Here is an 11687-nt window from a genome sequence, read left to right on the forward strand (position 1 = left end):
CCGCTGTGGTGGGCCCCGAGTTATCCACCACGGCGGGTTCACTCACGCTTGTAATCGAACTTCAGCCGCACCGCATCGCCGCGGAAGACGATGGTCGAGTACTCAAAGGCCGTCCCTGCCGGGTTCGTGATGACATCCGTCAACAGCAGTGCCGGGTCGCCCTTGCGCAGCTCCAGCAGCTTGGCGTCGGTTCCGTCCACGGCGATGACTTCCAGATCTTCGGAGACACTCTTCATCGACAGATTGAATTTGTCTTCGAGAACCACGCACAGCTGCTCGTTGACGACATCCAGCTGATCCAGTCCCGGCGCGAGGCTCGCTGGCACGAAGGAGCGGTGGACGCTCAGAGGCTTCCCGTCTACCGTCCGCAGTCGCATGATGGCGATGACCTCGGCGCCCTCCGGCAGATTCAGGTGCTCACGCACTCTCGTCGGCGCGGGAGCGCGCTCCGTAGAAATCAACGTCGTCACGATGTCGTACCCGAGCACTTCGAGCTGCTCACGGATTCCTTTGTATGCAGGAGAGACCGCGTTGATCTTTTGCGGGGCGACGAACGTGCCCTTGCCAGGGACGCGGATGAGCAGACCCTCACCCGCCAGCTTGTTGAGCACACCACGAATCGTCATGCGGCTCAGGCTGTACTCCCGGTTCAGCTCGTTCTCCGACGGGATGCGCTGCTCGGGTGCCCACTCACCACTGGCGATCTTCGCGTGAAAGATGTCCTCGAGCTGCTGATAGATCGGTGTCGCTGAGTCGCGCTCAATCACGTCGGTCATCCTTACGCCTCCAGAATTTTCCACATGATCTTACCAAGTAGGTCTTGTATAGAGTTGTATAGCCATGTACTCTGGGTCCAGACGGACCGGAACGAAGGATGTTCTGGCCCGAGCTCGACACAAGGAAGTGAGATCGGACTATGGCCGTATCAACTCGTCGTCTCACGACGGGAGCTCGGAAGCACGGATACGCGGTTCCCGCCGTGAACGTCTTCGACGAGATCAGCATGCGCGCGGTCATCGCCGCAGCCGAGGAGAAGGACTCGCCTCTGATTGTCCAGGTCTCGACAAAGACTGTTCGCACCTCGGGGACCGCTTTCATCACGAGCCTTTTCCAGGCGCTCACGCGGCACACATCCGTGCCGGTCGCGCTCCACTTGGATCACTGCCCGGACCGTTCTGTCCTCTCTGACGTCATTGCCGCCGGGTGGTCATCGGTTCTCTTCGATGCTTCTGACCGTGATCTTGCTGATGCAGAGCGTGAGACGACGGAAGTCGTCAAGGAGGCTCACGCAGCGGGCGTCGACGTCGAATCCGAGATCGAGAACATCCTCGGGGTCGAAGACGGAGTCGGCAGCGACGAAGCCCACCACGCGTATAGCGTCGACCAGCTCGCAGCCATCGCGGAGCGCACCGGTGCTGACCTGCTCGCCCCGCAGTTGGGCACGAGCCACGGCCTGTTCACGTCCAAGCCGACCCTTCTCCCTGAGCGCGCCCGCGAACTCGCGCACCTCACGGACAAGGGAATTGTTCTTCACGGGGGAACCGGCCTTGAGCCCGCCGACTTCCGCGCCTTCATCAACAATGGCGTCTCCAAGATCAACATCTCCACAGCCGTCAAGCACGCGTACATGCAGGCATCGGCGGAGCATCTCGATTGGGCACGCGCCAACAACCATTGGGATCCGCCGAAGTTGATGACTGCCATCGGTGATGCTGTCACCAGCGTCATCGGTGACCACATCGAGTGGTTCGGCTCCGATGGCATGGCAGCCAAGGCGAAGGCCGTCAAGCCGTGACTCGCGCCCTGATCTTCGACTGCGACGGAGTGCTCGCAGACACCGAGCGCTATGGTCACCTGCCCGCCTTCAACGACACCTTCGCGCATTTCAACCTTCCCGTGCACTGGTCCGAGGAGGACTATGCCGAGAAGGTACGAATCGGCGGCGGCAAGGAGCGTCTCGCCTCGCTTCTCACCAGCGACTTCATTGCGTCGGCGAACTTGCCCACCGACGAAGCTGCACAGATCGAGCTCGTCAAGCGGTGGCACCGCTTCAAGACGGACCGCTATACAGCGAAGGTTCGAGCTGGTGAGATGCCCGGGCGGCCCGGAATCGCCCGAATCGTCGCTGCTGCACACGACGCAGGATGGCTGCTCGCTGTCGCATCCACGTCCGCCGAAGAATCGGTGCGCGCCGTGCTGGAGCATGCGGTCGGTGCAGAGTCCGCCTCCTGGTTCCGTATCTACGCGGGAGACGTGGTCCCGGCGAAGAAGCCGGCACCGGACATCTACCTGCTCGCTCTGCGGGACCTCGGTGTCGACGCGGCGGACGCTGTGGTCGTCGAAGACAGCCAGAACGGGCTGCGGGCCGCCGCCGCGGCCGGCATCACCACGGTCGTGACGGTGTCCAGTTACACCGCCGACGAGGACTTCACCGAGGCGGCACTGGTCGTTGACAGCCTGGGTGACCAGCCGCAGACGCCAGCGCGCTTCCTTTCCAACCCGCGTGGCGTCGAGGAGACCGGTCAGGTCACCCTCGACACCCTCACTGCCCTCACCATCCGATAACCCAACCCGAGGATCATCATGAGCAGCACCTTCAGCCAGGCGGGCGTCGCCCGCGTCGAGAGCGTCATCAAGCTCATCGCACAGACGTGCGTCGACAATGAGAAGTACTTCAGCGACCTGGATGCCGTTGTCGGCGACGGCGACTTCGGATACTCGCTCGCTCGCGGATTCGAGAACGTCATCGCCGAATGGGACGAGTACGACCGGTCGGATCTCAGCACCTTCATCCAGAAGGTTGCGACTACGATGTCCGGCCGTATCGGTGGCTCGTCCGGCCCGATCTGGGGCACGGCGTTCCTTCGCGCCGCTATCTCCGTGAAAGACAAGAACGACATCAGCCAGGCCGATGTGGTCGCGATGCTTCGCTCGGCCGTCGAGGGCATCATGAAGCGCGGCGGCGCCTCCCTCGGAGACAAGACGCTGCTGGACGCTCTGGTCCCGCTCACCGATGCCATCGAGGCGGACCTCGATAAGGGTCTGGACGGCAAGGCTGTCGCTCAGCACGCAGCCGAGGTCGCACGCGCCGCCGCCGAAGAGACCGCGAAGCTCGAGGCACATCGTGGCCGCGCGTCCTACACCGGTGAGCGCAGCATCGGCTCCCCCGACCCGGGCGCCATCGCGATGGCAGTGCTCGCCGAGCGCGTCGCCGAGACCTGGTAACGACTCACCCTCCCTCCACCCCCATCCCACACAAGGAAGTGAGAACACAATGAAGAAGTTCATCAACGACCCGAAGGCGTTCGTTCCGGAGATGCTGAAGGGTCTGGCCCTGGCGAACCCTGACACGCTCACGTACGACCCGAAGTACAACCTCATCGTCCGCGCCGATGCGCCCAACAACGACAAGGTCTCCATCATCCAGGGCTCCGGCTCTGGCCACGAGCCCGCACACGTGATGATTGTCGGCAAGGGCATGCTGGACGCCGCCTGCCCCGGTGACGTGTTCGCCGCCCCGCCCACCGATTTCGTCGTCGAGGCCGCACGCCGCGTCAAGAGCGACAAGGGTGTGCTGCTGCTGGTGAACAACTACACCGGCGACAAGATGGCATTCGAAATGGCAGAAGAGCTCGCTGCCGCAGAGGGCATCAAGGTGCGCACCCTCTTCATCGACGACGACGTCGCGGTGAAGGACTCGCTGTATACCATCGGTCGCCGCGGCGTCGCTGGCAACTTCTTCGTCATCAAGGCCGTCGGCGCTGCCGCTGAGGCCGGCAAGGATCTCGACGAGATCGTCCGGATCGGCGAGAAGGTCAACGCCGTCACCCGCACCATGGGCGTGGCGCTCACCGCCTGCACCCCGCCCGCCAAGGGCGAGCCGCTGTTCGAGATCGGCGACGACGAGATCGAAGTCGGCATCGGTATCCACGGTGAGCCCGGCCGTGCACGTCAGAAGTGGGTCCCGGCGAACGAGATCGTCGACCTGCTTCTGGAGCCCATCGTGAGCGACATCCCCTACAGCAGCGGCGATGACGTCGCGCTGATGGTGAACGGTCTCGGTGGCACGCCCATCAGCGAGCTGTACCTTCTGTACGGCATCGCACACGAGAAGCTCGCGGCCCAAGGAATTACCCCAACCCGTAGCTATGTCGGCGAATACTGCACCTCGCTGGACATGGCGGGCGCGTCCATCACGCTTGTCAAGCTTGACGACGAGATCCGCGAACTTCTCGAGGCTCCCGCGGAGATCCCGATCCGCACCTTCTAAGGAGCCCCCCGCTGTGCGGCGCAGGTCACGCTGCGCCGCACAGTCTCACACTGAGCAATCCCCGGGTGGGCCGCGGTTGGCCCTCGACTGTCCACCCGGCGCCGCTCGCACGCACATCATCCCTTGTACCACGCTCAATCCGAGCCCGCGGTTTGACCTCCGCGGACACAGACGTCCGCGGATGGGTGCCCGTGGCCGGCCCGCTCATCGGAGGCGCGCTCGCCACCGGGTTGTCCATCGCACTGCTTCCTGTCATCTGACGGGAACCCCTAGCCCTCGGTCGGTCCACTGTCTTTCAAGTCATGATCGGGACCGTCCGAGGCTCCACCCCAGTCGTCGCTCATGCGACGCCTAACACCCGCAACACCTGACCTTCAATGAAGAGGAGACACCATGTCGAACCCCAAGATTCAGGACACCATCACCCTTGAGGACGCACTCCGCGTCATCGATGCCGCCATCGCGCGCGCTGAGGAGATCGGACAGCCCCAGGACATCGCCGTCGTGGACGCCGGAGGCAACCTCAAGGCACACGTGCGGATGGATACTGCGAACATCGGCAGCATCCACATCGCTATCAATAAGGCGTATACGTCCATTGCCTTCCAGACCCAGACCAAAGACCTCACGGGAGCAACACGCCCGACCGGCGACCTGTACGGTCTCAACGATGCTCACGGCGGCCGCATCGTCGTGTTCCCCGGAGGCATTCCGCTCGTCCGCGACGGTGTCATCGTCGGTGCCATCGGAGTGTCCACCGGCAGTATCGAAGAGGACCAGACAGTAGCCGAGGCCGGAGCCGCCGCACTCTGACCTAGGGCGTGTCTGACAATGTCTTGACCCAGGCGATGACGGCGTTGAGGACGACGGCCGCGCGGCAGACGATGGCGTGTTTGTCGTGAAGCGCCCTGAGAAGGCCGCAGCAGTGGAGACCTGACCGCCCGGTTGATGCGCTCTGCGGGGATCGAGGGCGTGAGGGGTTCGAAGCGGATCAAGACGACGAGGCCGGACCCGGCGTCGGCGCGGCACCCTGATCTGGTGAAGCGGGAGTTCACCGCGACCGCACCGAACCGGCTCTGGGTCACCGACCTGACATTCGTGACGACCTGGACCGGGCGTCGCCTACGTGTGCTTCATCATCGACGCGTTCAGCAGGATGATCGCGGGGTGGCGGGTCGCATCGCACATACGCACCGAGATGGTCCTCAACGCGATCGAGATGGCCCGCTGGTCCCGCGGCGCCCGGCACGAGAATCCGCGGTGTTGCATCGACCGGTTGAACTCGCCCAATTCACCTCGATTCGCTACGGCGAACCCCTCGCAGACATCGGCGCCACGCCCTCGATCGGAACCGTCGGCTGTCGACGACGGTTGAAAACTGAACACTTTCGACGGTGAAAAGTGGACACTCCCACGACGATCGGAGAGTGATCACTATGGAGGATTGGGCCTTGATCAGGAGGCTTGCCGCGGAGGGTGTGCCGAACGCGCGGATCGCGGCGAGGTTGGGGATCTCGAGGACGACGGTGGTCAAGGCGGTCGCCTCCGATGCGCCACCGCGCTATGTGAGGACCCCGACCGGGACCTCGTTCGCGGTGTTCGAGCCCAGGGTGAAGACGCTGCTGGCCGGGTGTCCGGAGATGCCGGCATCGGTGATCGCGGAAAGGGTCGGCTGGACGGGATCGGAGTCGTAGTTCCGGGAGAACGTGGCCCGGCTACGACCGGAGCAGCGGCGCCCGGATCCGGCTGACCGGCTCGTCTGGGACGCCGGGGACGCGGCGCAGTGTGATCTGTGGTTCCCGCCTGCGAGGATCCCTGTCGGGACCGGGACGGGCGTGTTGTTGCCGGTGTTGGTGATGACCGCGGCGTTCTCCCGTTCACGGTCGGCCGGATGATCCCGTCGAAGACGACCGAGGATCTGCTGCTGGGCATGTGGGCACTCCTGCAGGCGTTGGGCAGGGTTCCTCGCGGCTGATCTGGGATAACGAACGCGGTATCGGCCGCGGTGCCTCCAGGGCTGCGGGGGTGGAGTCGTTCATGGGGACCCTCGCGACGAGCCTGGTGCTGCTCAAGGCGAGGGATCCGGAGTCGAAGGGGATCGTGGAACGCCGCAACGGCTGGTTCGAGACGTCGTTCATGCCGGGCCGCGAGTTCAGGCCGCCGGCCGATTTCAACGAGCAGTTCACCGACTGGCTCGGTCAGGCCAACCAGAAGATCGTGCGGACTGAACCACCCCGGGTTTGGTGGAGGGTCTTGACCTCTACAGGAGAGTGGAGTCATGCCTGCACCAAGGAAGTACAACGACGAGTTGCGTGAGCGTGCGGTCCGCACTGTGCACGAGACGATCAAGGAGAACCCGGGGATCCCAGTCAAGCGGGCCTGCAACCAGGTGGGCGAGCAGTTGGGCATCCCAGGATCTACCTTGCGGAACTGGTTGCGTGCCCCTGGTCCCGTGCCCGGGTCGTCGACGACGGCGGCCGACCCGCATGAGAGGCTCGTGCAGCTGGAGAGGGAGAACCGGGAACTGCGCCGCGCGAACGCGATCCTGAGGTCGGCCTCGGCTTTCTTCGCGGCGGAGCTCGACCGCCCCTCACCACGCTGATCGACTACATCGACCAGCACAAGGACCGTTTCGGGGTCGAGCCGATCTGCACCGTCCTGACCCAGGCCGGCGCTCAGATCGCCCCGAGCACCTACTACGCGGCGAAGACGCGCCCGCCCTCGCAGCGGGCGCTGGCCGACGCAGCGTTGGATGAGCGCATCAAGGCGACCTACCAGTCGAACTACCAGGTCTACGGGGTGATGAAGATGTGGAAGGTCCTCAACCGCCAGGAGGTCCGAGACGAGCACGGCCAGCCCACGGGAGTGCGCTACCCACCGGTCGCGCGCTGCACCGTGGCGCGAATGTCGATGCCGAGTGAATACTGACCCCGTGGCGCCGAGTGAATTTTGACCCCTCTCCGTCAGAGTGAGGGAGTGATCAGTGTGGAGGATTGGGCCGAGATCCGACGGCTTCATAGGTCGGAGGGGTTGGCGATCAAGGCGATCGCGCGCCAGTTGGGGGTGGCAAGGAACACGGTGAGGTCGGCGTTGGCCTCGGACGTTCCGCCCAGGTATGAGCGGGAGTCGCCGGGGTCGTTGGTCGATGCCGTCGAGCCGCAGATCCGGGCGTTGTTGGCGGCGACGCCGCGGATGCCGGCGACGGTGATCGCGGAGCGGATCAGCTGGGAGCATTCGTCGTCGGTGCTGCGGGCGAGGGTGGCTGAGTTGCGGCCGTTGTATCTGCCGGCGGACCCGGCGGATCGGACCCAGTATCGGGCCGGGGAGATCGTGCAGTGCGATCTGTGGTTCCCGCCGAGGGTCGTGCCGGTGGCTGACGGGGTGCTCGCGGCGCCGCCGGTGTTGACGATGGTGGCCGCCTGGTCGGGGTTCATCGCCGCCCTGTTGCTGCCGACCCGTCAGACCGGGGACCTGCTGGCGGGCATGTGGCAGCTATTGGCGGGGAGCTTCGGGGCGGTCCCGCGGATGCTGGTGTGGGACAACGAGGCAGGGATCGGGCAGCACCGACGCCTCACGGTGCCCGCGAGGGGCTTCGCCGGAACGTTGGGGACCAGGATCTATCAGACCAATCCCCGTGACCCGGAGGCGAAGGGGGTGGTGGAGCGGGCCAACGGGTTCCTGCAGACGTCGTTCATGCCGGGCCGCGAGTTCGTCTCCCCGGCCGACTTCAACACCCAACTCGCGGACTGGTTACCGCGGGCGAATCAGCGGCTGCTGCGCCGCACCGGCGCTAGACCAGCAGACATGCTGGCGTCGGAGGTGGCGGCGATGAGCAGCCTGCCGCCGGTGGCGCCGCTGGTCGGGTCGAGTAGCCGGGTCCGGCTGGGCCGTGACTACTACGTGCGGGTCGCGGGTAACGACTACTCGGTCGACCCCGCCGTGATCGGCCGGTTCGTCGACGTCGGCTGTGACATGGACACCGTCACCGTCACCTGCGCCGGCCAACCCGTGGCCTCTCATGCGCGGTGTTGGGACCAGCGGCGCACCCTCACCGACCCTGCCCACGTCGCGACCGCGAAGACGCTGCGGGCGGCGCACCAGAAGGCTGTCCGCGTCGATGCCCGCGGCGTGGGCGAAGACGTCGGACTGCGGCCGTTGAGCGTCTACGACGACCTGTTCGACCTGACCGGCATCGACCCGGCGAGCGCGTCCGGGGCGGTGGCCTGATGAGCCTCACCGCGAGCGACCTGACCGGCGAGATCGGGTTCCTGGCCCGGGAGCTGAAGACCCCGGTGATCGCTGAGACGTTCACCGACCTCGGTGACCGGGCCCGCGCCGAGGGCTGGTCCCACGAGGAGTACCTCGCCGCCGTCCTCGGCCGCCAGGTCGCCTCCCGCACCGCCAACGGCACCCGGCTGCGGATCTCGGCCGCTCACCTTCCAGCCGTCAAGACCGTCGAGGACTTCGTCTTCGACCACATCCCCGCCGCGTCCCGTGACCTGATCGCGCACCTGGCCACCTGCACGTTCATCCCGAAACGCGAGAACGTGGTCCTCCTCGGCCCACCCGGCACCGGGAAGACGCACCTGGCGATCGCGTTGGGCATCAAGGCCGCCGAAGCAGCCCATCCCGTGCTGTTCGACTCTGCCACCGGCTGGATCAACCGGCTCGCCGCCGCCCACGCCTCCGGCGCCCTCGAACGCGAGCTGCGCCGGCTGAAACGCTACCGCGCCTTGATCATCGACGAGGTCGGCTACCTGCCCTTCGACACCACCGCCGCGGCCCTGTTCTTCCAACTGATCGCCTCACGCTACGAGACCGGCACCGTCATCGTGACCTCAAACCTGCCCTTCAGCCGCTGGGGCGAAACCCTCGGCGACGACGTCGTCGCCGCCGCGACCATCGACCGCCTCGTCCACCACGCCCACGTCATCGGGCTCGACGGCGACTCCTACCGCACCCGCGGCCACCGTCGCCAACCAACCAAGTAGAACCAACAACAACCATGAGAGGGGTCAATTTTCGATCGGCAACAGGGGGTCAGTTTTCGTCCGGCGTTGACAGCGAAGGATGAAGGCGCTGGGCCTGACCGGCGCGATCGCCGGTGACCACAAGCGACCCCGCACGACCCTGCCGGCGAAGGACGTACACCCTGCCGATCAACTCAACCGTGACTTCACCGCCCCAGCGCCGGACAACCGTTGGGTGGCCGACATCACCTACGTCCCTACCTGGGCCGGGTTCGTCTACGTGGCGTTCGTGATGGACCTGTTCTCCCGCAGGATCGTCGGATGGCGGGTCGCCGGCTCACTCCACACCGACCTGGCCCTCGACGCGCTTGAGCAGGCCATCTGGCAACGTCAGCGCGACGGGCGCGTGCTGACCGGTCTGGTCCACCACGCCGACCGCGGCGTTCAGTACCGAGCTATCCGCTACACCGAACGCCTTGAGGAACTCGGCATCGTCGCTTCCGTCGGATCCAAGGGCGACTCCTACGACAACGCCGCCGCCGAGGCGCTCAACAGGGTCTTCAAGACCGAACTGATCCGTCGCCAAGGCCCGTGGCGCACCCTCGAGCACGTCGAGCTCGAGGTCCTGAGATGGGTCGACTGGTACAACACGACCCGACCTCACACCTGGTGCGACTACCTCGCACCCGCCGCATACGAGCACGCCTACGATGCTGCCCAGAACCCTTCGACAGCGACTGCCGCCGAAGCACACACGACTCTCCACTGAACCCGGGGTGGTTCAGGTGGCGTGCCCTGTCGCACCGCACCGCAGACATGAACTCGCTGATCACGCTCGGCACCGTCGCGGCGTTCGGTTACAGCCTGGTGGTGACCTTCGCCCCCGGACTACTGCCTGAGGAGCTGCGGCAGGTGTACTTCGAAGCCGTCGGGGTGATCATCACGTTGATCCTGCTCGGCCGGCTCCTGGAAACCAAAGCCAAGGCCGGCACCGGTGAGGCGATCCGCAAACTGATCGGCCTGCAGCCCCGCACCGCCCGCGTCCTACGCGAAGATGTGGAGCTGGAGATCCCGGTCGAGGACGTCGTGGTCGGGGATGTGATCGTGATCCGCCCCGGGGAGAAGATGCCCGTTGACGGTGAGGTGATTCACGGATCCTCCGCGGTCGACGAGTCGATGGTGACCGGGGAGTCGATCCCTGCGGCCAAGACGGTCGGTGACACCATCATCGGCGCAACCATCAACGCCACCGGGGCACTGCGCTATGTCGCCACCAAGGTCGGCTCCGATACCTTGCTCGCCCAGATCATCAAACTGGTCCGTGAGGCCCAGGGCTCGAAGGCCCCCATCCAACGGCTGGTGGACAAGGTCTCGAGCTACTTCGTCCCGGTCGTGATCATCATCGCGGTGTGGACGCTGGCGATCTGGCTGCTGGTGGGTCCCCCGCCGGTGTTCGTGTTTGCGCTCGTCGCCGCCGTCTCGGTCCTGATCATCGCCTGCCCCTGCGCCTTGGGGCTCGCGACCCCGATGTCGATCACCGTGGGCACCGGCAAGGGAGCCGAACACGGCATCCTGATCCGCTCCGCTGAAGCGCTGGAAACCGCGCACAAGCTTGACGCGATCATCCTCGACAAGACCGGCACCATCACCAAGGGTGTACCGACCCTCACCGACGTCGCCACCGTGGCAGCGTTCGATGAGAACCAGCTCCTCGGCTGGGTCGCCGCTATCGAGAACAGCTCCGAGCACCCCCTGGCGGCGGCGATCGTCACCGGCGCCACCGACCGCGGTCTCACCCTGGGCGAGGTCACTGACTTCGACTCGGTCACCGGGCAAGGCGTCCGCGGCCACGTCGACGGCCACGACGTCCTGATCGGCAACCGGCGACTTCTCGACGAAAATGGCATCAGTACCGACACGCTGCGGCCGCTGCATGACGCGCTCGCAGCAGGGGGCAAGACGCCGATGCTGGTGGCCGTCGACGGGCTCCCCGCGGGAATCGTGGCGGTCGCCGACACCATCAAGGACGGCTCCCCCGCCGCGGTCGCGGCCCTCCAGGCACGCGGCATCGAGGTCATCATGATGACTGGCGACAACCGGGCAACCGCCGCCGCGATCGCCTCCCAGGTCGGGATCCGTCGCGTGGTCGCCGAAGTGATGCCCGCCCACAAGGCCGCCGAGGTCCGACGCCTCCAGGACGAAGGCAAAATCGTCGGAATGGTCGGCGACGGCATCAACGACGCCCCCGCCCTCGCGCAGGCAGACGTCGGCTCCGCGATCGGCACCGGCACCGACGTGGCCATCGAATCCTCCGACATCACCCTGATCTCCGGCGCCCTGTCAGGGGTGGTCACCGCCGTTGACCTGTCCCGGGCCACCATGCGCAACATCAAACAGAACCTGGTGTTCGCGTTCCTGTACAACACCCTCGGCATCCCCATCGCCGC

Annotated in this window: 14 protein-coding genes, 1 pseudogene and 1 other annotated feature; of the genes and pseudogenes, 14 read left to right on the plus strand and 1 reads right to left on the minus strand. The window is 65.6% G+C overall.

Features of this window, described 5'->3' with window-relative positions; all coding sequences use genetic code 11:
• Nucleotides 1–38: 38 nt before the first annotated feature.
• A complete protein-coding gene (locus tag ACZK39_RS15800; protein WP_068751144.1) occupies nt 39–776 on the minus strand; it encodes a GntR family transcriptional regulator in 738 nt (245 codons plus the stop codon).
• Between the two features lie 140 nt (nt 777–916).
• Between ACZK39_RS15800 and ACZK39_RS15805 the strand changes: the two genes are divergently transcribed.
• The 14 genes and pseudogenes from ACZK39_RS15805 to ACZK39_RS15870 all read left to right on the plus strand — a co-directional run.
• The gene (locus ACZK39_RS15805; RefSeq protein WP_068751143.1) at nt 917–1795 is read left to right on the plus strand and encodes a class II fructose-bisphosphate aldolase; all 879 of its coding nucleotides are present in this window, start codon (nt 917–919) and stop codon (nt 1793–1795) included.
• A complete protein-coding gene (locus tag ACZK39_RS15810) occupies nt 1792–2565 on the plus strand; it encodes an HAD-IA family hydrolase (protein WP_068751141.1) in 774 nt (257 codons plus the stop codon). Before ACZK39_RS15805 ends, ACZK39_RS15810 begins: the two co-directional genes overlap by 4 nt.
• A gap of 18 nt (nt 2566–2583) precedes the next feature.
• Nucleotides 2584–3225 carry a dihydroxyacetone kinase subunit DhaL gene (gene dhaL / locus ACZK39_RS15815; RefSeq protein WP_068751139.1) on the plus strand — a complete coding sequence of 214 codons (642 nt, stop codon included), beginning with the start codon at nt 2584–2586 and terminating at the stop codon, nt 3223–3225.
• 49 nt (nt 3226–3274) lie between these two features.
• Nucleotides 3275–4270 carry a dihydroxyacetone kinase subunit DhaK gene (gene dhaK / locus ACZK39_RS15820; RefSeq protein WP_068751136.1) on the plus strand — a complete coding sequence of 332 codons (996 nt, stop codon included), beginning with the start codon at nt 3275–3277 and terminating at the stop codon, nt 4268–4270.
• 393 nt (nt 4271–4663) lie between these two features.
• Nucleotides 4664–5083 carry a GlcG/HbpS family heme-binding protein gene (locus ACZK39_RS15825; protein ID WP_068751134.1) on the plus strand — a complete coding sequence of 140 codons (420 nt, stop codon included), beginning with the start codon at nt 4664–4666 and terminating at the stop codon, nt 5081–5083.
• Nucleotides 5084–5200: 117 nt separating this feature from the next.
• Nucleotides 5201–5629, plus strand: a pseudogene (locus tag ACZK39_RS15830) (DDE-type integrase/transposase/recombinase); the annotation flags it as partial.
• 77 nt (nt 5630–5706) lie between these two features.
• Nucleotides 5707–5964: a helix-turn-helix domain-containing protein gene (locus tag ACZK39_RS15835; protein ID WP_458996513.1), complete on the plus strand. Its 258-nt coding sequence runs from the start codon at nt 5707–5709 to the stop codon at nt 5962–5964.
• Between the two features lie 343 nt (nt 5965–6307).
• Complete coding sequence (locus ACZK39_RS15840) at nt 6308–6586, plus strand: hypothetical protein (protein WP_463613884.1); 279 nt, start codon at nt 6308–6310, stop codon at nt 6584–6586.
• Entirely contained in the window at nt 6549–6872 is a 324-nt protein-coding gene (locus ACZK39_RS15845; protein ID WP_458993590.1) for a transposase, read from the plus strand. Before ACZK39_RS15840 ends, ACZK39_RS15845 begins: the two co-directional genes overlap by 38 nt.
• Nucleotides 6830–6958: a sequence feature (AL1L pseudoknot), on the plus strand. (Overlaps the previous gene by 43 nt.)
• A gap of 60 nt (nt 6959–7018) precedes the next feature.
• Nucleotides 7019–7198 carry an IS3 family transposase gene (locus tag ACZK39_RS15850; RefSeq protein ID WP_458993589.1) on the plus strand — a complete coding sequence of 60 codons (180 nt, stop codon included), beginning with the start codon at nt 7019–7021 and terminating at the stop codon, nt 7196–7198.
• 48 nt (nt 7199–7246) lie between these two features.
• Nucleotides 7247–8497, plus strand: coding sequence for an IS21 family transposase (gene istA / locus ACZK39_RS15855; protein ID WP_463613885.1), 1251 nt, complete (start codon nt 7247–7249; stop codon nt 8495–8497).
• A complete protein-coding gene (gene istB, locus ACZK39_RS15860; RefSeq protein WP_458993587.1) occupies nt 8497–9261 on the plus strand; it encodes an IS21-like element helper ATPase IstB in 765 nt (254 codons plus the stop codon). Before istA ends, istB begins: the two co-directional genes overlap by 1 nt.
• A gap of 79 nt (nt 9262–9340) precedes the next feature.
• Nucleotides 9341–10009: an IS3 family transposase gene (locus tag ACZK39_RS15865; RefSeq protein WP_458993586.1), complete on the plus strand. Its 669-nt coding sequence runs from the start codon at nt 9341–9343 to the stop codon at nt 10007–10009.
• 47 nt (nt 10010–10056) lie between these two features.
• A partial coding sequence (locus ACZK39_RS15870) for a copper-translocating P-type ATPase (RefSeq protein WP_463613886.1) occupies nt 10057–11687 on the plus strand: 1631 nt, incomplete at its 3' end.

It is taken from the genome of Tessaracoccus luoxuelianae, from assembly GCF_055326245.1.